At 66.1% G+C, this 21,924-nt stretch carries 22 protein-coding genes; 14 read left to right on the top strand and 8 right to left on the bottom strand.

Translation table 11 applies throughout. The features are described from left to right. Positions 1-21: 21 nt before the first annotated feature. Entirely contained in the window at positions 22-1,248 is a 1,227-nt protein-coding gene (argJ, locus tag E2E30_RS02045; protein WP_133186781.1) for a bifunctional glutamate N-acetyltransferase/amino-acid acetyltransferase ArgJ, read from the bottom strand. A 172-nt stretch (positions 1,249-1,420) separates the two neighbouring features. On the opposite strand from argJ, the gene E2E30_RS02050 reads away from it, so the two are divergent. The 4 genes from E2E30_RS02050 to E2E30_RS20665 all read left to right on the top strand — a co-directional run bounded on the left by E2E30_RS02050 (position 1,421) and on the right by E2E30_RS20665 (position 5,315). Continuing rightward, positions 1,421-1,927: an energy transducer TonB gene (locus E2E30_RS02050; RefSeq protein WP_165954431.1), complete on the top strand. Its 507-nt coding sequence runs from the start codon at positions 1,421-1,423 to the stop codon at positions 1,925-1,927. Between the two features lie 62 nt (positions 1,928-1,989). Next, entirely contained in the window at positions 1,990-2,253 is a 264-nt protein-coding gene (locus E2E30_RS02055) for a hypothetical protein (protein ID WP_133186785.1), read from the top strand. Between the two features lie 85 nt (positions 2,254-2,338). Continuing rightward, positions 2,339-5,074 carry a preprotein translocase subunit SecA gene (gene secA, locus E2E30_RS02060; protein WP_133186787.1) on the top strand — a complete coding sequence of 912 codons (2,736 nt, stop codon included), beginning with the start codon at positions 2,339-2,341 and terminating at the stop codon, positions 5,072-5,074. Between the two features lie 103 nt (positions 5,075-5,177). Continuing rightward, positions 5,178-5,315, top strand: coding sequence for a hypothetical protein (locus E2E30_RS20665; RefSeq protein WP_165954432.1), 138 nt, complete (start codon positions 5,178-5,180; stop codon positions 5,313-5,315). 183 nt (positions 5,316-5,498) lie between these two features. Here the strand turns inward: E2E30_RS20665 and mtgA are convergent, their stop codons facing one another. The 4 genes from mtgA to E2E30_RS02080 are packed head-to-tail and all read right to left on the bottom strand — an operon-like array spanning position 5,499 to position 9,536. Beyond that, positions 5,499-6,242: a monofunctional biosynthetic peptidoglycan transglycosylase gene (gene mtgA / locus E2E30_RS02065; protein WP_240699011.1), complete on the bottom strand. Its 744-nt coding sequence runs from the start codon at positions 6,240-6,242 to the stop codon at positions 5,499-5,501. Between the two features lie 23 nt (positions 6,243-6,265). Further along, the gene (locus E2E30_RS02070; protein ID WP_133186789.1) at positions 6,266-7,618 is read right to left on the bottom strand and encodes a flavin monoamine oxidase family protein; all 1,353 of its coding nucleotides are present in this window, start codon (positions 7,616-7,618) and stop codon (positions 6,266-6,268) included. A gap of 4 nt (positions 7,619-7,622) precedes the next feature. Beyond that, complete coding sequence (gene rpoH, locus E2E30_RS02075; protein WP_010186101.1) at positions 7,623-8,528, bottom strand: RNA polymerase sigma factor RpoH; 906 nt, start codon at positions 8,526-8,528, stop codon at positions 7,623-7,625. A gap of 57 nt (positions 8,529-8,585) precedes the next feature. After that, complete coding sequence (locus E2E30_RS02080) at positions 8,586-9,536, bottom strand: RluA family pseudouridine synthase (protein ID WP_133186791.1); 951 nt, start codon at positions 9,534-9,536, stop codon at positions 8,586-8,588. A 16-nt stretch (positions 9,537-9,552) separates the two neighbouring features. Here E2E30_RS02080 and E2E30_RS02085 point away from each other — a divergent pair, with 16 nt between their 5' ends. Then, complete coding sequence (locus tag E2E30_RS02085) at positions 9,553-9,957, top strand: Mov34/MPN/PAD-1 family protein (protein WP_133186793.1); 405 nt, start codon at positions 9,553-9,555, stop codon at positions 9,955-9,957. Between the two features lie 8 nt (positions 9,958-9,965). Here the strand turns inward: E2E30_RS02085 and E2E30_RS02090 are convergent, their stop codons facing one another. The 3 genes from E2E30_RS02090 to E2E30_RS02100 all read right to left on the bottom strand — a co-directional run bounded on the left by E2E30_RS02090 (position 9,966) and on the right by E2E30_RS02100 (position 14,712). Continuing rightward, positions 9,966-11,750 carry an AMP-dependent synthetase/ligase gene (locus E2E30_RS02090; RefSeq protein WP_133191883.1) on the bottom strand — a complete coding sequence of 595 codons (1,785 nt, stop codon included), beginning with the start codon at positions 11,748-11,750 and terminating at the stop codon, positions 9,966-9,968. A gap of 56 nt (positions 11,751-11,806) precedes the next feature. Continuing rightward, positions 11,807-13,567, bottom strand: a complete 1,761-nt coding sequence (gene ggt / locus E2E30_RS02095) for a gamma-glutamyltransferase (RefSeq protein ID WP_133186795.1) — start codon at positions 13,565-13,567, stop codon at positions 11,807-11,809. A 98-nt stretch (positions 13,568-13,665) separates the two neighbouring features. Next, positions 13,666-14,712 (bottom strand): quinone-dependent dihydroorotate dehydrogenase, encoded by a 1,047-nt coding sequence (locus E2E30_RS02100; RefSeq protein WP_133186797.1) that lies wholly within the window; start codon positions 14,710-14,712, stop codon positions 13,666-13,668. Positions 14,713-14,972: 260 nt separating this feature from the next. On the opposite strand from E2E30_RS02100, the gene E2E30_RS02105 reads away from it, so the two are divergent. The 9 genes from E2E30_RS02105 (at position 14,973) to E2E30_RS02145 (ending at position 21,808) form a co-directional block, all read left to right on the top strand. Beyond that, positions 14,973-15,842, top strand: coding sequence for a helix-turn-helix domain-containing protein (locus E2E30_RS02105; RefSeq protein ID WP_133186799.1), 870 nt, complete (start codon positions 14,973-14,975; stop codon positions 15,840-15,842). A 93-nt stretch (positions 15,843-15,935) separates the two neighbouring features. After that, entirely contained in the window at positions 15,936-16,349 is a 414-nt protein-coding gene (locus E2E30_RS02110) for an SUF system Fe-S cluster assembly regulator (protein WP_133186801.1), read from the top strand. 38 nt (positions 16,350-16,387) lie between these two features. Continuing rightward, entirely contained in the window at positions 16,388-17,872 is a 1,485-nt protein-coding gene (sufB, locus tag E2E30_RS02115; RefSeq protein ID WP_133186803.1) for a Fe-S cluster assembly protein SufB, read from the top strand. Positions 17,873-17,903: 31 nt separating this feature from the next. Continuing rightward, the gene (locus E2E30_RS02120; RefSeq protein WP_133186805.1) at positions 17,904-18,236 is read left to right on the top strand and encodes a hypothetical protein; all 333 of its coding nucleotides are present in this window, start codon (positions 17,904-17,906) and stop codon (positions 18,234-18,236) included. Between the two features lies 1 nt (position 18,237). Beyond that, positions 18,238-18,981, top strand: a complete 744-nt coding sequence (sufC, locus tag E2E30_RS02125) for a Fe-S cluster assembly ATPase SufC (RefSeq protein WP_133186807.1) — start codon at positions 18,238-18,240, stop codon at positions 18,979-18,981. Next, positions 18,978-19,352 (top strand): hypothetical protein, encoded by a 375-nt coding sequence (locus E2E30_RS02130; protein WP_133186809.1) that lies wholly within the window; start codon positions 18,978-18,980, stop codon positions 19,350-19,352. The genes sufC and E2E30_RS02130 overlap by 4 nt, the downstream gene beginning before the upstream one ends. Then, positions 19,349-20,098, top strand: a complete 750-nt coding sequence (locus E2E30_RS02135) for a SufD family Fe-S cluster assembly protein (protein ID WP_133186811.1) — start codon at positions 19,349-19,351, stop codon at positions 20,096-20,098. Before E2E30_RS02130 ends, E2E30_RS02135 begins: the two co-directional genes overlap by 4 nt. Before the next feature lie 37 nt (positions 20,099-20,135). Further along, the gene (locus E2E30_RS02140) at positions 20,136-21,350 is read left to right on the top strand and encodes an aminotransferase class V-fold PLP-dependent enzyme (protein ID WP_133186813.1); all 1,215 of its coding nucleotides are present in this window, start codon (positions 20,136-20,138) and stop codon (positions 21,348-21,350) included. Next, entirely contained in the window at positions 21,347-21,808 is a 462-nt protein-coding gene (locus tag E2E30_RS02145; protein ID WP_133186815.1) for an SUF system Fe-S cluster assembly protein, read from the top strand. The genes E2E30_RS02140 and E2E30_RS02145 overlap by 4 nt, the downstream gene beginning before the upstream one ends. Positions 21,809-21,924: the final 116 nt, after the last annotated feature.

Below are 21,924 nucleotides of genomic sequence, written 5' to 3' on the forward strand. Positions count from 1 at the left end.
CGTGCCCGGCAGAGCGACAGCTCAGCTGCGATAATCCGCGTTGATCGAGATGTAGCCGTGCGTCAGGTCGCACGTCCATACCGTCGCCTGACCTTCGCCCAGCCCGATGTCGACGCCGATCTCGATGTCCTGCCCCTTGAGGTGCGCGGCGACCGGTGCCTCGTCATAGCCGACAACCGCGAGGCCGCCCTGCGCCACCTGCGTGTCGCCGAAGCGGATCGCGAGGAGATCGCGCTCGGCGGGTTCGCCGGCCTTGCCGACCGCCATCACGACACGGCCCCAATTGGCGTCCTCGCCCGCGATCGCGGTCTTGACCAGCGGCGAGTTGGCGATGCTGAGCGCGATCGTGCGGGCGCTGGCGTCGCTCTCCGCGCCAGTCACCGCGATCTCGATGAACTTGGTCGCTCCCTCGCCGTCGCGCACGACGAGATGCGCGAGCTGGAGGCACAAGTCGGAAAGCGCCGCGCGGAAGGCGTCGGCGCCGGCATCCTCGGCGTCGGCGAGCGGCGTGTTGCCCGCCTTGCCGGTCGCGAAGGCGAGCACGCTGTCGCTGGTCGAGGTGTCGCTGTCGACGGTGATGCACGAGAAGCTCGCGCGGTTCGCCTCGCTGAGTGCCGCCTGGAGGAAGGCGGGCTCGACCGCAGCGTCGGTGAAGATAAAGCCGAGCATCGTCGCCATGTCGGGCGCGATCATCCCCGAGCCCTTGATGATGCCGACGAGCGTCACGGTACGCCCGTCGACCACCGCGGTCGTCATCGCTGCCTTGGCGAAGGTGTCGGTCGTGCCGATCGTGTTGGTCGCGTCCTCCCACGTACACGGCGCGGCGGCGAAGGCAGCGTCGAGCCCGGCCTCGGCCTTGTCGATCGGCAAGGGCACGCCGATCACGCCGGTCGAGGCGACGAAGATATCGGAGGGCCGGCAACCGAGCTGCCCCGCCGCGCGTGCCGCGATCGCCTCTACGGCCGCGCGGCCGCGCGCGCCGGTGAAGGCGTTGGCGTTGCCGGCATTGACGACCATCGCGCGCGCCTGGCCGAGCACGAGCGCGGCGCGGCACCATTCGACCTCGGGCGAAGGGCATTTGCTCTGCGTCAGCACGCCCGCGACGCTGGTGCCCGGATCGAGCGTGATGAAGGTCAGGTCGGTGCGCTCCCACGCCTTGTAGCCGGCGCGCGCGACATGCGGCGTGACGCCGGCGATCTGCGGCAAAAGCGGGAAGGGGCGGGCGAGCGGGGAGCGCGGGCTGGTCATGCTGTGCTCTTAGATGCGCTGCTGCGCTGACGCAAAGGGTGGGCGCCGCTTGGAGGGCGGCAAGGTTGGAGCGGGCCAGCGGGGGGATTGGCGCGTCTCTCGGCTAGCCGTATCGTCCCATAGCGTATCCCGGTCGGCTCACGCCGCTATCGTGCACGACGAAGGAGATGGCATGATGTCGGGGGAGAGGAAACGCCGCGAAACGCTGATGATCGCGGTCTGCGGCGTGCTGGGGTTCGCTGCGATCCTGGTGCTGAGCGTTGGCATCGCATCAATACGCGATTCGACCGACGATTCGCTCGCCGATCTGTCGCGCGTCCAGGCAAGGCAGTCCGCGCCCTCGACCAGGCGCGCAGCCTCGCCCGAGCGCTTGGAAGCGTCCGATCCGCAGGGTCCGGTTCCTGTTGGAAATCCAGCGCGTTGGATCACCGCCGATGATTATCCTGTCGCAGCGTTCCACCGCAACGAGCAGGGCAAGGTGGGAGTCGATCTCCAAATTGCCGCCACGGGCAGCGTGGTCGCGTGCCGAATCAGCGAGAGCAGCGGCCATGAGTCGCTCGACCAGGCCGCGTGCCGGGCGCTCCGCAGCCGTGCGCGCTTCGCCCCGGCGCGCGATGCGAACGGCACGCCGATTGCCGCGACCTGGCACCGCAATGTCGTCTGGCGCCTTCCGTCGTGATCGGCGATGGAGGCGCGAGTCGCTGGACGTGCGCGCGGTTAGTCCCTAGATCGCGCGGAGCCATGCCGTTTCTGCTGCTTCTCTCTGCCCTCCTGACCGCGCTGACCGGCGTGGTGAGCGGCGTGCGACCGGTCGAGATCAGCGCGCAATGCCCGCTGGCCGCCGCGCAGACGCAGCGTCTCTCGGTCGCGGTCGCGCCGTTCGTGATCGGCCATCGGCATTTGCTCGGCGCGTTCGGGCTCACCGACAGCTTTGCGGTTGCCGATTCGCGCTCCGCCCCGCTGTCGGCCGCACCGCGGCTGTATCTGGATCGCCTACGCGCTTGATCCGGCGGCGCTGACCGCGCTCGCCAGCGCTCCATCCTATTCTGCGCAGCCTCGGCGCGCGCGTTCTATCGTACAGGAATTCCCCATGTTTGGTGGCCTTGCCAAAACGCTCTTCGGTTCGTCCAACGACCGCTACGTCAAATCGCTCGGTGCGATCGTCGCCAAGATCAACGACTTCGAGCCGACCATCTCGGCGATGTCCGACGAGGACCTCTCTGCGCAGACCGTCCGCTTCCGCGAGCGGCTCGCCGCCGACGAGAAGCTCGACGACTTGCTCCCCGAAGCGTTCGCGACGGTGCGCGAAGCCGCCAAGCGCGCGCTCGGCCAGCGGCATTACGACGTCCAGATGATCGGCGGCATCGTGCTCCACCGCGGCGAGATCGCCGAGATGCGCACCGGCGAGGGCAAGACGCTCGTTGCGACGCTCGCCACCTATCTCAACGCGCTGCCGGGCAAGGGCGTCCACGTCATCACCGTCAACGACTATCTGGCGGCGCGCGATGCGGGCTGGATGGCGCAGGTCTATAATTTCCTCGGGCTGACGGTCGGCGTGATCGTGCCGAACCTGTCGGACGAGCAGCGCCACGCCGCCTACGCCGCCGACATCACCTACGGCACGAACAACGAGTTCGGCTTCGATTACCTGCGCGACAACATGAAGTACGATCGCGAATCGATGGTCCAGCGGCCGTTCGCGATGGCGATCGTCGACGAGGTCGATTCGGTGCTGATCGACGAGGCGCGCACGCCGCTGATCATCTCGGGCCCGACCGACGACAAGTCCGACCTCTATCGCTCGGTCGATCTGGTGGTGAAGGAGCTCGCCGCTGAGGATTACGAGAAGGACGAGAAGCAGAAGTCGATCATCCTCACCGAGGACGGTACCGAGAAGGTCGAGCGGATGCTCGAGAATGCTGGGCTGCTCGAGGGCGCGAACCTTTACGATTTCGAGAACACGCAGGTGGTCCACCACCTCAACCAGGCGCTGCGCGCCAACATGATGTTCAAGGCCGACACCGATTACATCGTTAAGGACGGCAAGGTCATCATCATCGACGAGTTCACCGGCCGCATGATGGACGGCAGGCGTTGGTCGGACGGCCTGCACCAGGCGGTCGAGGCGAAGGAGGGCGTCGACATCGAGCCCGAGAACCAGACGATGGCCTCGATTACCTTCCAGAACTATTTCCGCATGTACCCGAAGCTTGCGGGCATGACCGGCACTGCAGCGACCGAGGCGGCCGAGTTCTACGACATCTACAAGATGAACGTGGTGACGATCCCGACCAATGTCGGCGTCAAGCGCGTCGACGAGGAAGACGAATTCTACAAGGACACCGCCGACAAGTTCGCCGCGATCGCCAAGAAGATCAAGCATCACGCCGATCTCGGCCAGCCGGTGCTGGTCGGCACGGTGTCGATCGAGAAGTCCGAGCTGCTCAGCGACTTCCTCGTCAAGGAAGGTGTCGAGCATGCCGTGCTCAACGCGCGCCAGCATGAGCGCGAGGCGCACATCGTCGCGCAGGCCGGTCGCGCGGGCGCGGTGACGATCGCCACCAACATGGCGGGCCGCGGCACCGACATTCAGCTCGGCGGCAATCTCGAATTCCTCGTCAATGACGAGCTGTCCGAGATGCCCGAGGGGCCGGAGCGCGAGGCGGCCATCGCCAAGATCAAGGAGCAGATCGCTGCCGAGAAGGCGGCGGTGCTCGCCGCCGGCGGGCTGTTCGTGCTCGGCACCGAGCGCCACGAGAGCCGCCGCATCGACAATCAGCTGCGTGGTCGTTCGGGCCGTCAGGGCGATCCCGGCCTAAGCCGCTTCTATCTCAGCCTCGACGACGATTTGCTGCGGATTTTCGGACCCGACACGCTGTTCGCCAAGATGATGCGCAACAATATCGGCGACGGCGAGGCGATCGGCAGCAAGTGGCTGTCGAAGGCGATCGAGACCGCGCAGAAGAAGGTCGAGGCGCGCAACTACGACATCCGCAAGCAGGTCGTCGAATATGACGACGTGATGAACGACCAGCGCAAGGTGATCTACGAGCAGCGCGCCGACATCATGGATGCCGACACCGTCGGCGACGTGGTCGAGGACATGCGCGCCGAGACGGTCAACACGATCGTAGGCGGCGCCTGCCCTCCGGGCACCTATCCCGAGCAGTGGAACATCGAGGGGATGCAGGCGCAGCTCGCCGAGACGCTCAACCTCGAGCCGCAGATCGAGGCATGGCTCGAGGAAGAGGCGATCGACCCCGAGATCATCGAGAGCCGCGTCCAGACGATGGCCGCCGAGATGATCGCGGAGAAGGCCGCCTCGCTCGATCCCGACACCTGGGTACGCGTCGAGAAGTCGATCCTGCTGCAGAATCTCGACCATCACTGGAAGGAGCATCTCGCGACGCTCGATGCGCTGCGCCAGGTCGTCCACCTGCGCGCGTACGCGCAGAAGACGCCGATCAACGAGTATAAGCAGGAGGCGTTCTCGCTGTTCGAGCGGATGCTCGCCAACATCCGTGAGGACGTGACGCGGACGATCGCGTTCGCGCAGTTCCAGCTCGAACAGGCGCCCGAACTGCCGACGCTGCCCGATTTCATCACGCAGCATTTCGACCCGTTCACCGGCGAGGACGATACCTACGACCAGGACGGCGCGTCGTCGGGCCACATCACGACGCGGCTCGCGCCGCTGTCGATCCCGCAGCCCGATGGCAGCGAGATCGGGCAGGACCCGGCGCAGTGGGAGAGCACGGTCAGCCGCAACGCGCCGTGCCCGTGCGGATCGGGGCGCAAGTACAAGCACTGCCACGGCGCGGTCTGAACGCGATCCGGCGCGCGCGGGCATGGCGGAATGTTGCCGCTCGCGCGCGCGGGAACGAACCCGTGTCGCCGTGGTTCAGGTTTGACAGAACAGGGCGACGAGCATGAGTGACGAATTTTCCGATGTGCCGAGCGTCGACACGATCGAGCGCAAGGGCGGTGGCGCTGCGGTGATCGTGACCGGGATGATCATGCTCATCGCGATCGTCGTTGCTGCGGTGTATCTCGTAAACCGCGGCTAGAGCGACATCCGTCGAGCAGCCTGGGTTCACGCGCGATCGACGCGCTGCGACTGGATAAGCGCAGACACCAAATCGTTCCCGTCTCTTGGGCCGGGAAACGGGCTTGCACCTTAAGACCAGGGCAGAAGTGTCGGCGAGTATACCTTGGACTATGTCCGCACGGACGGGTTTGGGTGACAGGCCTTAGCGAAGGCACGCGTCCAATCCGTCGCTCCGCACCACGTTCACGCGCCGGGCGATCGTATTGCCATGCCGTCGCGTAAAGCCGCGTGGCGCAACCGCCGCGCGTTTCTTGGGCAAAGGCAGCACAGCGGCGATTCGCCCGGCTTCGTCGGCCGACAGTCGTGAAGCGTCATGCCCGAAATAGCGATGCGCCGCCGCGTCGACGCCGTAGGTGCCGATCCCCGTCTCGGCGACGTTGAGATAGACTTCCATGATCCGGCGCTTCCCCCAGATCGTCTCGATCAGCAGCGTGAAATAGGCTTCGAGCGCTTTGCGCGGATAGCCGCCGCCCTGGATCAGGAAGACGTTCTTGGCGGTCTGCTGGCTGATCGTCGAACCACCGCGGATGCGTCCGCCGCGCGCGTTGCGCGCCATCGCGGTCTCGATCGCGGTGAAATCGAAGCCGTGATGCGCGCAGAACCGCGAGTCCTCGCCCGCGATCGCGGCACGCGGCATGTTGCGGTCGATGTCCGACAGCGGGCGCCAACTCTTGTCGATCCCGTGCCCGCCGAGCGCATCGCCGATCATCGTCAGCGTGATCGGCGGCGGGACGAAGCGGTACACCACCACCATCAGCACCGAGATCAGCAGGAAAGCGATCACCAGCTTGACGATCCAGCCGATCGCCCAACCGATCCAGCCGCGGCGGCGCGGCGTTCTGGTCCGGTAGGAAAGGGGCGCGCGGGATGGCCTGGTGTCGCTCATCTCCGCGTCTTAGGGCGCGGCGGTCAGCGCTGTCCACCACGTGCGGCAAGCACGGCTGCGGCGGCAGCGAGGCCGGTCGCATAGGCGCCGTGCGCGGTCGAGAAATCGTGGCGCGAACAGGCTTCGCCAGCGAAGAACAGGCGATCGTCGACCGGGGCGGCGAGCACCGCGCGTTGGCCTGCGGCACCGACCCGCGCGTGCGAATAACTCCCGTGGATATGCGGCGCGTGCCGCCAGCGGGTGCGGCCGAGCGGGGTGAGTTTAGCGCGCCAGTCGCTACCGAGCAGCGCGACCAGCTCGCCGATCGCAAAGTCCGCGGCAGCGCGGTCGTCCTTGTCCTCGAGCATCTCGGCGCAGTCGCCGCCGAGAAAGCCTTCGATCAGCGGCGTACCGAAAGGCGCGAGCCGGTAGCTTGCGGTGCAGGCGCTATGCGGATCGCCGATCAGATGGCCATTGCGCGGCAGATCGGCATCGGCGACGTGGAGGAAGATCTTGTCGGCGAGCCCGAGCGGCAGGTCGGCGGCGGCGGCGTGCTTGGCGGGGAGCAATGGATCGAAGCGGATTGCTTCGCGCGCGAGCACGGTGGTCGGCACGGCGACGATGACGTGGCGCGTTTCGAGCGTTCCGCGGTCGGTTTCGACGCGGATGGTAGTGCCGCGATGGTCGATACGCGTGACCACGGTCTGGAGTTGTCGTGGCAGGTCCTGCGCGTGACGCGCGACGAGCGTGCCATAGCCTTGCTCGACCGCCCAATTGTCGTCGGTCGCCGCATCCTCATACGCCGCCCAGTCGTGGAGCGAGACTTCGGCCAGCGGCGCGCCATTGGCATAGCCTGAGATCGCATCGATCATCGGGCGCCACGGATCGTCGGAGGCGATGAAATCGCTGAGCGGACGATCGGGGCCGCTCAGCGCGGCGTGCGCAGTGGTTTCCCAGCGATCCCAGGCGGTGCGATAGGCAGCTTGCTCGGCGCGCTGGAAACCAAGGTCGCGCCATTGATTGCCCCAGTTGGAAGGGCTGCGATCGACGCTTAGCCCGTATTGCTCGGCAAGCCTCGTCCACGGGTTGCGCCGGGCGGAGTGGAGCCAGCCACAGCCATAATCGACGGTGATGTTCCCCGGCGAAGGCCGAGGTCCAGTCGTGCTGTCGGTATTCGGCTGGGGCAGACGCTGACTATGTCCGCCTTCGCTACTGGGCCCCGGCCTTCGCCGGGGTGCGGTATCGGGTGGGAGCTGAAGCGCCACACTATGCGCGCGGCCGCCGATGCGGTTTGCCGCCTCGAGCAGCAGTACGTCGAGCCCTGCATCATGCAACACCCGCCCGGCTGCGATGCCCGCGGCGCCGGCACCGACGATAATAACATCGGCACCAGCCATCCGCTTATGCCGCGACGAGCATCCGCTGGTCGCCGGCAATCCGCATCATCGCCTTCTGCAGCTTCTCGAACGCGCGCACTTCGATCTGGCGGACGCGCTCGCGCGAGACGCCGTAGACCTGCGACAGTTCCTCGAGCGTCTTGGGCTCGTCGGTCAGGCGGCGCTCGGTGAGGATGAACTGCTCACGCTCGTTGAGATCCTCCATCGCGGCGGTCAGCATCGAGTGGCGGACGTCGGCCTCCTGCGCTTCGGCGACGACAGTATCCTGCAGCGGCGCATCGTCCTGCAGCCAATCCTGCCACTGGCCGTCGCCATCCTCGCGCATCGGCACGTTGAGCGACGTGTCGCCGCCCATCGCCATGCGGCGGTTCATGCTCGTCACCTCGGCCTCGGTCACGCCGAGGTCCTTGGCGATCTTGGCGAGATGCTCGGGGCTGAGATCGCCGTCCTCGAACGCGTCGAGCTTGGACTTCATCCGGCGCAGGTTGAAGAACAGCTTCTTCTGCGCAGCGGTAGTGCCCATCTTCACGAGGCTCCACGAGCGCAGGATGAATTCCTGGATCGAGGCGCGGATCCACCACATCGCATAGGTGGCGAGGCGGAACCCGCGATCGGCCTCGAACTTCTTCACGCCCTGCATCAGGCCGATATTGCCCTCGGAGATCAGCTCGCTGACGGGCAGGCCATAGCCGCGATAGCCCATCGCGATCTTCGCCACGAGGCGGAGATGCGACGTCACGAGCTGCGCGGCGGCGTCGGTGTCGCCATGTTCCTCGAAGCGTTTGGCGAGCATGTATTCCTGCTCGGGCGCGAGGATCGGGAATTTCTTGATCTCGGAAAGATAGCGATTGAGGCTCGCTTCGCCACCGAGGGCGGGGATCGTCGCGGGGACGTTGCTGCGGGCTGCCATGATCGTGTCTCCCTTTAATAGGTCGGGTGCCGTGAAACGCGGACGCCAGGCCGAATGCTATACCAAGAGTGCAGTGAACAGTTCCTGCATGTCGCCAGGCATTTCGCTGTCAAACGCCAAAGCGTTACTATTCACCGGATGAATGAACCCCAGACGGGCGGCGTGCAACGCCTGACGTCGGAAACCCAGGGTTTCCAGAAGTGCCTTATGGGCCTGCTTTGTTCTGCCGTAAACCGGGTCGCCGATCAAGGGATGGCCGAGCGAGGCCATGTGCACACGGACTTGATGCGTGCGCCCCGTTTCCAGTCGACATTCCACCAACGCACCCCCGTTCAACCGCTCAAGAGTAGTATAGTGGGTGACGGCGCGTTTTCCGCCGGGGACGATCGCTATTTTCTTGCGGTTCGATGGCGAGCGCGCGAGCGGGGCGTCGACCGAGCCCGCGGTAGGGGTAGGGCGGCCCGACACCATCGCCTTGTAGCGGCGGTCGATCGAATGGTCGTGGAACTGGCGAGCGAGGCCTTCGTGTGCGCGATCGGTCTTGGCAGCGACCATCAGCCCAGACGTGTCCTTGTCGATTCGGTGGACGATTCCGGGGCGCGCGACGCCGCCGATCCCCGACAGATTGCCCGCGCAGTGGTGGAGCAGCGCGTTGACGAGCGTCCCGTCGGCATTGCCCGCTGCCGGATGGACGACGAGCCCGGCCTGCTTGTCGATCACGATCAGATGCTCGTCCTCGAAGACGACGTTGAGCGCGATGTCCTGCGCTTGGTTGGTCGATGGCGTCGCCTCGGGAACAGACACAACATACAGGCCGCCAGCGACCGCCTTGCTCGACGGATCGCTCACCACCGCGCCGCGCGGATCGGTGACCGCGCCGCCGGCGATCAGCGCCTTGAGGCGCTCGCGCGAAACCTCGGGCAACGCGTCGGCAAGCGCGCGGTCGAGCCGGAGGCCTAACGCCTTTTCGGACACGCGCGCTTCGATGGTGACGACCCCCCGGTTCATGCTCTAGAATCTGGGAATGGCGATGGAAATTTCAAGCACTCTCGTGGCGAGACTGCTAAACGATGCGCGATTATCGCCGACGCGCGAGATTTGCGGGCTATTGTTCGGCACCGCCGAGACGATCGACAGCGCGCAACCCTGTCCAAACGTCGCGCCCGATCCAAGGCGGCATTTCGAGATCGATCCCGCTGCACTGTTCGCGGCGCACCGTGCGGCGCGGCAGGGCGGCCCCGCGGTCGTCGGGCATTACCATTCGCATCCGTCGGGGATCGCGACCCCCTCGGCGCGCGATGCCGAGAGGGCGATGGGCGACGGTGCGCTGTGGCTGATCGTGACGGCGAGCGACGCGCGGCTGTGGCGGACGCCGTCCGCGGGCGCATTCGTGCCGGTCGACTATGTCGCGGTCGATAAGGCCGACTGAGCGTCCGCTCAGGCCTTGTAGAGCGCCTCTAGCCGCGGGCCGTAGACCGCCTTCAACACATGCCGCCGGATCTTGAGGCTCGGCGTCATCTGCTCGTTCTCGATCGCGAAGGGCTCGTCGGCGAGGACGAAGCGGCGGATCCGCTCGGTCACCGCCAGATCGGCGTTGACCCGCTCGACCGCCTGGCCGAGCGCGGTGCGATACGTGCTATTCTCGGCCAGCCGCGCGAAGTTGCAGGCGCTGCCCTCGCGCGCGCACCATTGCTGCGTCCACTCGGCATCGGGAACGATGACGGCGACCATGTAAGGCCGCCGGTCGCCGAACAGCATCGCCTGCGCGATCTCGGGCTGGAGCGTCAGCATCCCCTCGACCTTTTGCGGTGCGACATTCTCGCCCTTGTCGTTGACGATGATGTCCTTCTTGCGATCGGTGATCTGGATGCGGCCCTGCGCGTCGATCACGCCGATGTCGCCAGTGTGGAGCCAGCCGTTTTGCAGCACGCGCGCGGTCTCGGCGGGGTTGCGCCAATAGCCGTGCATCACGAGCTCGCCGCGCACGAGGATTTCGCCATCGTCGGCGATACGCACTTCGGTATCGGGCATCGGCGGGCCGACGGTGTCCATCTTCAGCCCGGCCTTGGGGCGGTTGCACGAGATCACCGGCGCGGTCTCGGTCTGGCCATAGCCTTGCAGGACGGTGATCCCGACCGCTTCGAAGAAGGTGCCGACCTCGGGCGTGAGCGGCGCGCCGCCCGACACCATCGCCTTGATGCGACCGCCGAAGCGCTGCTGGATCTTCGGACGCAAGGTGGCGCCGAGCAGGAAGTCCATCGGCTTGTCGAGCAAGCCCGCTTTGCCCGCCGCCTTCTTGCTGCCGAGCGCCTGTGCACGGCCGAGCAAATAGCTCGAGAGCTTGCCTTGCTTTTCGACCGCCTTGGTGATGCGCGTGCGGAGCAGTTCGAACAGCCGCGGCACGACGATCATCATCGTCGGGCGGACCTCCTCGATATTGGTGGCGAGCTTGTCGAGGCCTTCGCTGTAATAGATCTGCGCGCCGAGCCCGATCGGGAAATATTGCCCGCCGGTATGTTCATAGGCGTGGCTGAGCGGGAGGAACGACAGGAAGATCTCGTCGTCCCAGCCGAAATCCTCCGAGATGATCGTGCAGCAGCCCTGGACGTTGTGGAGGATCGCGCCGTGATGCTGCATCACGCCGCGCGGGGATCCGCCGGTGCCGCTGGTGTAGATCAGGCACGCGGTATCGGCGCGCGTTGCGGTCGCGGCGATGGTCGACGGTGCGGCCGCATAGGTGGCGAGCAGCGCGTCCCACTGGTGGAATTCGAGCGCGCCCGACTGGTACGCGCGCAGATCCTCGATCCCGATCACGATCTGCGCGGTGCTTGCGCGGATCGCGGCGGGGAGCAGCGTCTTGGCGAGCTTCGCGGTCGAGACGATCACCGCCTTGGCGCCCGAATTCTCGAGGATGTGGATGTGATCGCGCTCGGTGTTGGTGGTGTAGGTCGGCACGGTGATGCAGCCCGCCGCCATGATCGCGAGATCGGCGATGCAGAATTCGGGACGATTCTCGCTGATCAGCATCACGCGGTCGCCGGGCACCAGCCCGATCGCCTTGAGCGCCGCCGCCATGCTCGCGACCTGGTGCGCGGTTTCGCTCCAACTGCGCGACACCCAGCGGCCGCCTGCCTTGTGCCACAGGAACGGCGCGTCGCCCTTTTCGGCAGCGCGCGTGAGGAACATCGCGACGAGATTGGGGAAATGTTCGAGGCGGCGGATGTCTGACATACTCTCTCTCCCGGGGAGGACGCGCCGTGTTCGGCTGCGGAATAACGTTATTCGGCCGGACGCGGCGTTGCGCCGGCGCGGACGATCTGTGTGGTCTGGCCGTCCTCGCGGACTGCGACGCCCTCGCTGCGCGGATCGGCGGCGCCGACCCAGGCGCCGTTGACGCGCTCGATCGCATTGGCTTTTAGCCCCAATGGCGCGATTTGGATATGCTCGCCGAGCGCTTGCAGGGCCGGCACCATCGCATCGAGCTGCGTGCCCTTTTCGGCAACGGCGTCGAGCTTGGGCGCGTAGAGCAAGCCCATCGCGATCGCATCCTGCGCGCTGAGCTTCCAGTCGAGCACGCCGACCAGGGCCTTGGCGACCTGCGCGATGATCGTCGATCCGCCCGCCGCGCCGATCGCGATGCGGACCTTGCCGTCGGGCCCATAGACGATCGTCGGCGCCATCGAGCTGCGCGGGCGCTTGCCGCCTTCGACACGGTTGGCGACGAGATAGCCGTCCTTGACGGGCGCGAAATCGAAATCGGTCAGCTCGTTGTTGAGCATCACGCCGTCGACCGACACGCCCGACCCGAAATAGCTTTCGATCGTCGTGGTGACCTCGGCGACGTTACCCTGCTTGTCGACCGCGACGAGATCACTCGTACCGGGAACATCGGCGTTGGGGGCGAGTGTGCGCTGCGGTGCGCCGGGCGGGGTACCGGCGGCGATGCTCGGCATGCTGTGCTCGGGCGAGATCAGCGCCGAGCGCCTGGCGAGATAGGCCGGATCGAGCAGGCCCTTGATCGGCACGGTGACATGGTCGGGATCACCGAGATAGAGATCGCGGTCGGCATAGGCCAACCGCTCGGACTCGGCGAAGAGATGCCAGGCGACGGGCGAATTCTTGCCGAGCTTGGGCAGGTCGAAGCGTTCGAGCTGCTTGAGGATCATCAGCACCGCGATCCCGCCCGACGAGGGCGGGCCCATGCCGCATACCTTGTAGACGCGGTACATCGTGCAGACCGGCGGGCGTTCCTTGGCGCGGTAGCCCGCAAGATCGGCGAGCGTCATCTTCGACGGGTTGCGCGCGGCGGTGTTGACCGCGGTGACGATCTTCTGCGCGACCGCGCCTGTGTAGAAATAGTCGGCGCCGTGCTTGGCGATCGCGGTGAACAAAGCGGCCTGTTCGGGGCTCTTGAGCAGCGTGCCGACGGGGAGTGGCGTGCCGTCTGCCGCAAGGAAGTGCGACCGCGCCCAAGGATCGATGTGCCCCCCGAAATTGGCGAGCCCATTATGCAGCCGCGGGGTGACCGCGAAGCCCTCCTGCGCGAGCTTGATCGCCGGGCCGAACAGCGTCGCCCAAGGCAACTTGCCGTAGCGCTGGTGCGCCAGTGCCATCATCCGCAGGTTGCCGGGCACGCCGACGCTGCGCCCGCCCGGAAGGGCCGCCATGAATGGGAGCGGCTTGCCGTCTGCGCCGTAGAACCATTTCGGGTCGGCTGCCGCTGGCGCGGTCTCGCGCCCGTCGAACCCGGCGACGGCGTTGGTCGCGGCGTCGTGGTGGAGCATGAAGCTGCCCCCGCCGATCCCGCTATTCTGCGGCTCGACGACATTGAGCGCGAGCATCGTCGCGATCGCGGCGTCGGTCGCGCTGCCACCCTCGCGCAGGATCTCGGCCCCGGCGGCGGCCGCGCGCGGGTCGGCGGCGCTGACCATTCCGAGCGCAGGGCTATGCGCTGGCCGTGGTGGCGGAGCCGGGCGCCGGGCTTCCGCAGCGGCGGGCGCGATCAGCAGGAGCAGGTAAGCAACAAGCGGTCTGGTCATGACGCGACCCTAGCGCGCTGTACCGTGCAGGCAAGAACGGGATCGAGCCAAGCTTGCGCTTCTCATATCCTCTCCACGTCCTTGGCCGGCGCGCAGGCTCAGGCCGCGTGGGTACCGACCGCCTCGGCGACGCTGGCAAACCCGTCGCGCGCGAGGTTTTTTGCGAGCCCGCGGAGAATCCGCTGCGCGAGCCCTGGACCGTGGAAGACCAATGCCGAGTATAGCTGGACGAGGCTCGCACCCGCGCAGATCCGCGCATAGGCTTCGTCGGCGCTGTCGATCCCGCCGGCCGAGACGAGCGGCATCGTCCCGCCGGTCGCGCTGCGGAAATCGGCGAGCCGCTGGCGGGCGAGGCTTGCCAGCGGCGCGCCCGACAGGCCGCCGGTTTCGCCGGCATGCGCCGATCGCAGCCCGGGGCGCGAGATCGTCGTGTTGCTGACGATCAGCGCATCGACATGGTGGGCCGCCGCGGCGCGCGCGATGAAGTCGATCGCCGACGGGTCGAGATCGGGCGCGACCTTGAGGAACAGCCGCGGCCGCTCGACCGGTGCGCGGCGCGCTTCGTCGGCGGCGGCGAGCACGTCGAGCAATTCGTTGCCGTGCTGCAAGTCGCGCAGACCCGGCGTGTTGGGCGAGCTGATATTGACCGTGACATAATCGGCGACGCGCGCGGCAGCGGCGACGCCGTGCGCATAATCGGCGACGCGGTCTGGCGCGTCCTTGTTCGCGCCGACGTTGATGCCGAGCACGCCGCGCCGCTTCGCCGCGACCGCACGCGGCAGTGCCGCGGCGATCCCGCCATTGTTGAAGCCCATGCGGTTGATCACCGCTTGGTCCTCGACCAGCCGGAACAAGCGCGGCTTTGGGTTGCCCGCTTGCGGCAGCGGCGTCAGCGTCCCGATCTCGACGCTGCCGAAGCCCAGCGCGAAGAACCCGTCGATCGCGCTGCCATTCTTGTCGACGCCGGCGGCGAGCCCGAGCGGGTTGGCGAAATCGAGCCCGGCGACGTTGGTACGCAGGCAGGCCGGCCCTTCGCTCCGCGCGACGCCGGTGCGGCTCACCGTCGCAAGAAGCTTGAGCGTCATCTCGTGCGCGCGTTCGGCATCGAGCGCGAAGAGAGCCGGGCGGAGCAGGGGGAACAGCATGGCGGCGTGATGACAGCGCAGGGCGGCTGCGTCAAAGCGCTCCCGCGCTCGGGCAGAAATCTGTGTCACGCCGTTTGACGGGAAGTCCGGCGACTCTGTCCAATACTGACGACGGCGAATCACGGTATGAGAAAGTGCGACCCGGGGAGCCCCAAATTGGAGCTTCCTCCCTTGGGCCGGTCAGTTTGCTGACCGGCCCACTTTTCTTTGTTCGACGAACGCGATACGTTCTGTTCCCAAGAACAGAGGGGTCCGCAATCGTGGAGAACGTTCGGCTAGACTATGCCGTTCCGGCAGCGGATCTGGCCGACTATGTAACGCTATTTTATGATTTTTCCGCCGCCGTCGCCGTGTTCGATGATGTCGAGCGCGCCGACAACGCGCAGATTCGCTTTCGCTTGTCCCCAGGCGGCGCCTGTTATCGCTTCGCCGATGGTACCGAGCAGGACTCGAGCGAAATCCATGTGATCGGCCCGACCAGCGGCGCTGTCCATGTCCATGCCGAGGGACCGATTGCGCTCTTCGGGATGGGCGTGACCGCGGTCGGCTGGGCGGCGATGATCGGCGCGGATGCCTCGACCATGGTCAACCGCGTCGTCGATGCGGGCAAACTGTTCGGCCTCGGGCGGTTGCAGGTCGCGACCGCCGCGCTGCGCAAGACCGAGGGCATCGCCGCGCGCGCCGCGGTGGGCGAGGAATTGGTCCGCGACTTGATCCGCAGCGCCAATGGCCACTGTACGCTCGGCGCGATCGGGTTCGTGCGTGAGGTCGATGCCTGGCTGGCGGCAAACCCCTCGCCCGAAATGGAGGATCTGCTTGCCACCACCGGTCTGTCGCGGCGGCAGGTCGAGCGCAAGTGCAACGCCCTGTACGGCGCGCCGCCCAAATTGCTTGCGCGCAAGTACCGCGCCTTGCGGGCCGCGGTGGCGATGGCGGCCGATGCCGAGACGATTGGCGACGCGGTCGACCGCGGTTTCTACGACCAGTCGCACATGATCCGCGAGATCAAGCAGTTCACCGGCCTGACCCCCGGGCAGATCCGCGCCGATCCGGGTGTCCTCCCACGATTGACGATCGCGCAGCGCACCGCGCTCGACGGTGTCGTCAGCCCCCTGGTGAGCGGAACCTAGCGCGTCTTTTCCAGGGGAGGGCAGGCGCAGGGGTTGACCCGACTCGTGCGCGCGCCCATTTGCAATCGGAGCAATTCCATCCGATTGGACCCGATGCGTCTTTCCAGCCTTGCCGACTATGCCGTCGTGATGATGTCCGCCGCCGCGCGGCATTGCGGTAGCGTGGGCCGGCTCAATGCGACGATGCTTGCCGAGGAGACCGGACTGCCGCTGCCGACGGTGCAGAAGCTCGTCAGCCGGCTGTCGGCGGGCGGGCTCATCGAAAGCGCGCGCGGCACCGGCGGTGGTTTTCGGCTGTCGCGTCCGGCGGCGGCGATCAGCCTGGCCGATATCATCGAGGCGATCGAGGGACCGATCGCGCTCACCACCTGCGTCGACGAGGCGCGGCACGATTGCGCGCTCGAGGGCGATTGCCGGGTCAAACCGCATTGGGGCGTCGTCAACGGCGCGGTGCGCGGTGCGCTCGACGGGGTTTCGCTCGCGAGCCTGTCGAGGATCCCGGCATGACTGATTTTAACGAGCCGCGTGACGGCAGGGATGATGTAATGGCTACCAAGAACGCCGAAGCTTATGAAGCCGTCAGCAAGACCTACGAATGGGGCTTCCATTCGGACATCGAGCAGGACTTTGCGCCCAAGGGCCTGAGCGAGGACACCGTCCGCTTCATCTCCGCCAAGAAGGGCGAGCCCGCGTGGATGCTCGACTGGCGCCTCAAGGCGTTCCGCCTGTGGCTCACGATGGAGGCGCCCGATTGGGCCAAGCTCCAGATGGACCCGATCGACTATCAGGACGCCTATTATTACGCCGAGCCCAAGGTAAAGCCCAAGCTCGGCTCGCTCGACGAGGTCGATCCCGAGATCCTGCGCGTCTATGAGAAGCTCGGCATTCCGATCGAGGAGCAGAAGATGCTCGCCGGCGTCGAGGAGCTCGATGCCGAGGGCAACCCCAAGCGCCGCGTCGCGGTCGATGCGGTGTTCGACAGCGTCTCGGTCGCGACCACCTTCCGCAAGGAGCTCGAGGCCGCGGGCGTGATCTTCCGGTCGATCTCCGAGGCGATCAAGGAATATCCCGATCTCGTGCGCAAGTGGCTCGGCAAGGTCGTGCCGCAGCACGACAATTATTTTGCGACGCTCAATTGCGCGGTCTTCAGCGACGGGACCTTCGTCTACATCCCCGAGGGCGTGCGCTGCCCGATGGAGCTTTCGACCTATTTCCGCATCAATGCCGAGAATACCGGCCAGTTCGAACGCACGCTGATCGTCGCCGACAAGGGCGCGTACGTTTCGTATCTCGAGGGCTGCACCGCGCCGATGCGCGACGAGAACCAGCTGCATGCGGCGGTGGTCGAACTGGTCGCGCTCGACGATGCCGAGATCAAGTACTCCACCGTGCAGAACTGGTACCCCGGCGACGAGAACGGCAAGGGCGGGATCTACAATTTCGTCACCAAGCGCGCGCTGTGCCAGGGCAAGAATTCGAAAGTGTCGTGGACGCAGGTCGAGACCGGCAGCGCGATCACCTGGAAGTACCCGTCGTGCGTCCTCGCGGGCGAGAACAGCGTCGGCGAATTCTATTCGGTGGCGGTAACCAACAATCGCCAGCAGGCCGATACCGGCACCAAGATGATCCATCTCGGCAAGGGCTCGCGCTCGACGATCGTGTCGAAGGGGATTTCCGCCGGGCGTTCGGACAATACCTATCGCGGGCTGGTGCGCGTCGCGCCGACCGCGGAGGGCGTGCGCAACTTCACCCAGTGCGACTCGCTGCTGCTCGGCGACCAGTGCGGGGCGCATACCGTGCCGTATATCGAGGTGCGCAACCCGTCGGCGCAGATCGAGCATGAGGCAACCACCTCGAAGATCAGCGACGACCAGATGTTCTACGCGATGCAGCGCGGGCTCGATTCCGAGGCGGCGGTGGCACTGATCGTCAACGGCTTCGCCAAGGAAGTGCTGCAGCAGCTGCCGATGGAGTTTGCGGTCGAGGCGCAGAAGCTGCTGGGGATTTCGCTGGAGGGCAGCGTGGGGTAACCACGGGTGTCGGTCGAGGGAGTTTGATCTGATGTCGATGGCGCAGATTTTGCGATTGAAGCCCGCTTTCACCGACGAACAGGCGCAGGCGCTTGCCGGGCTGTTCGACGAGGAAATCGCTACCAAACGCGATCTCGAAGCGCTCAGGATTGCCGCGAAGACAGACCTCGACGCGGTCAAATTTGAACTGAAAGCAAGTCTCGAGGCGGTTAAGGCCGAACTCAAAACCGATATCGAAAAGCTTCATCTCAAGGTGCAACGTGACATCAAGGGTACCGAAGCAAAACTTGTGACTTGGGTGGTCGGACAAGGCGCGGCGACGATCGGTATCCTCTTCGCGCTGCTACATTTTTTTGGGAAATAACGTGCTGAAAATTACCGACCTCCACGCCGAAATCGACGGCAAGGAAATCCTCAAGGGGCTCTCGCTCAGCGTCAATGCGGGCGAGGTCCATGCGATCATGGGGCCGAACGGCGCGGGCAAGTCGACGCTCGGCTATATACTTGGCGGGCGGCCCGGGTATGAGGTCACCGCGGGCTCGGTCGAGTTCGACGGGAAGGATTTGCTCGAGATGGCGCCGCACGAGCGCGCTGCCGCCGGGCTGTTCCTCGGTTTCCAGTATCCGGTCGAGATCCCGGGCGTGTCGAACGTGCAGTTCCTGCGCGAGGCGCTAAACGCCCAACGCCGCGGGCGCGACGAGAAGCCGCTGTCGGGCGCTGAGTTCCTGAAACTCGCGCGCGAGCAGTCTGCCGCGCTGTCGATGGATGCCGAGATGCTCAAGCGTCCGGTCAATGTCGGCTTCTCGGGCGGCGAGAAGAAGCGCAACGAGATGGTGCAGATGGGCATCATCGACCCTAGCCTCGCGATCCTCGATGAAACCGACAGCGGGCTCGACATCGATGCGCTGCGCGTCGTGGGCGACGGAATCAACCGGATCATGCGCAAGCCCGACAAGGCGGTGATCCTGATCACCCACTATCAGCGCCTGCTCGATTACGTTGCGCCCGATTTCGTCCATGTGCTGGCCGGCGGGCGGATCGTGCGCTCGGGCGGACCGGAACTGGCGCTGGAGCTGGAGCGTGAGGGATACGCCGGGGTGGCGGCGTGATCTTCGCCTTGGCCCTGCTCCAAAGTGTCGCCCCGTCGCCGCCACCAGCCGCCGACCCCGATATCGTCGTGATCGCCCGCAAGCTGCAGGATTGGCGCGCGTCGGTCCGGATGAAGAAGGGCAAATATGTCTGCGCGGTGACTCGATCGACCGGTGACCCGGAGATCGACGGTGTTGCTTGCGAGGCGATGCGCGTTTGCGCGATTCCGGCGATGCCGCGCTATACCGCGACACGCGCCAAGGGCGTGGATGCGGCGACGCGCCAGCGGCTCATCGAAGCGATCAATGGGGAGATGGCTACGTGCGTGCGCGACCAACGCCATCAACTGATCGGCGAGTTGGCCGATCGTCGGGCGGGAGCGGTGCAATGACGCGGGCTCTTCCCACCCGCCGCGATGAATCCTGGCGGTATTCCGATCTCGAAGCCGTCGCCTCGGTGTGGCCAGTGCCTGCGGCCGAAGTGATCGAGGTCCCCGCCGGCCAGTCCATCGCCCGCGTGATCGTGCAGGATGCAGCGATCGACGCCGTCGCGATCCGCGATTTCCAGGTCATCCTGCGCGAAGGTGCGACCGCGACCTTCCACGTGCTCAACGTCGGCGGGCAGCTCGGCCGCGTGACCATCGACGTGACGTGCCACGAAGGCGCGCACTTCGAGCTTGGCGCGGCGATGCTCGGCGGCGGCGACCAGACGCTCGAGATCGTCACCGTGCTCAACCATATCGAGCCCAATGCCACCTCGAACCAAGTGGTGCGATCGGTGCTCGGCGGGCGCGCGACGGGGTCGTATCTCGGCAAGGTCGCGGTCGCGCGGCATGCGCAGAAGACCGATGCGTCGCAATCGGTCAAGGCGATGTTGCTCAGCCGCACCGCGACCGCAAACGCCAAGCCCGAGCTCGAGATTTTCGCCGACGACGTGAAGTGCGCGCATGGCGCGACGGTCGGCGAGCTCGATGCGAATGCGCTCTTCTATCTTGCGTCGCGCGGGATCGCGCCGGCACAGGCCAAGGCGATATTGCTGCGGGCGTTCATCGGATCGGTGTTCGAGGGGATCGCGGACGTTGCCGAACGCGAGCGCGTCGAGGCGGTGGCGCAGGCGGCGTTGGAGCGGATGCTGTGAGCGCGCGCAACATACTCCCTTACAGGGAGGGGAGGCAATGAGCGTGCTGACCCAGACCCGCCCGCTAGACCATGTCGCCGATTTCCCGGCGATCCCGGCCGGCTGGGCATATCTCGATACCGCCGCCACTGCGCAGAAGCCGCAAGAGGTGATCGACGCGATCACGCGCGCCTATGACACCGATTACGCCACGGTGCACCGCGGCGTGTATCAGCGCTCGGCTGACATGACGCTCGCTTATGAGGCGGCGCGTCGCAAGGTGGCCAAGTTCCTTAACGCCGGTTCCGAAAACGAGATCGTCTTCGTCCGCGGCGCGACCGAGGGGATCAACCTCGTCGCGCACTGCTGGGCGGGAACGCAGCTCAAGGCCGGCGATCGCATCCTGCTTTCGCAGCTCGAGCATCACAGCAACATCGTGCCGTGGCAGATGGTCGCCGAGCGGATCGGTGCGCAGATCGACGTGCTCCCGCTCACTGCCGACCACCGCATCGACCTCGACGCGATGGCCGCGATGATCACGCCGCAGCACAAGCTCGTCGCGTTGGGGCATGTCTCGAACGTGCTCGGATCGGTGCTCGACGGCCGCCGGGCGGCGGACATCGCGCATTCGGTCGGGGCGAAGATCTTGCTCGACGGCTGCCAGTCGGTCCCGCGCATGACGGTCGACGTCGCCGCACTTGATTGCGATTTCTACGTCTTTTCGGGCCACAAGCTCTACGGCCCGACCGGGATCGGCGTGTTGTGGGCAAAGCCTGAATTGCTCGAGGCGATGCCGCCGTATCAGGGCGGTGGCGCGATGATCGACAAGGTCAGCTTTGCGGGCACCACCTACGCGCCGCCGCCGGGCCGCTTCGAGGCGGGGACGCCGCATATTGTCGGCGTGCTCGGGCTCGCCGCCGGGATCGACTATGTGACGCGGATCGGGCTTGAGCGCATCCATGCGCACGAGACCGCGCTGGTGAAACTTACACGCGACGCGCTGTCGCAGTTCAATTCGCTGACCTTGTTCGGCCCCGAGGATTCCGCAGGAATCGTCAGCTTCAGCATCGCGGGGGTGCATCCGCACGACATCGGCACCATCTTGGACGAAGCCAAGGTGGCGGTGCGCGCGGGCCATCACTGCGCGCAGCCGCTGATGGGGACGCTCGGCGTCGATGCGACGGCGCGCGCGAGCTTCGGGGTCTATAATAGCGCCGCCGACGTCGAAGCGCTGGTGCGCGGAATTGAAAGAGTAACGAGGATTTTCGGATGAGCGATCGGATCGAGATTCAGGAAGTCGGCGCCGTCGAGCAGCCGCCGCGCGCGCGCGTCGAGGATGTCGCGGTTGAGGCAGGGACGCGCAAGCGCGACTATCTCGAGGGTTTTCTTAGCCAGAAGCCCGCGGGCGATGTCGCCGGCGAGCCGGGCGGGGCGCTGTACGAGGCGGTCGTCGACGCGCTCAAGGAGATTTATGATCCGGAAATTCCGGTCAACATCTACGATCTCGGTCTGATCTATGGCGTCGAGGTGACCGAGGCCGGCCACGCCGTTGTCACGATGACGCTGACCACGCCGCATTGCCCGGTCGCCGAATCGATGCCGATGGAAGTCGAACTGCGCGTCGGCGCGGTGCCGGGGGTCGGCTCGGCCGAGGTCAATCTGGTATGGGACCCGGCATGGGATCCCGCCAAGATGTCCGACGATGCCAAGCTCGAACTGGGCATGCTGTAATGCACTAAGCCCCTTCCCTTCAGGGGGGGGCTGGGGTGGGGAAGTCCCAAACGCAGGTCTCTGCGAGGCTTCCCCCACCCCCTACCCCTCCCCTGAAGGGGAGGGGATTTGGAGGA

Origin of the sequence: Sphingomonas sp. AAP5, assembly GCF_004354345.1 — a bacterium.
GTDB lineage: Bacteria > Pseudomonadota > Alphaproteobacteria > Sphingomonadales > Sphingomonadaceae > Sphingomonas > Sphingomonas glacialis.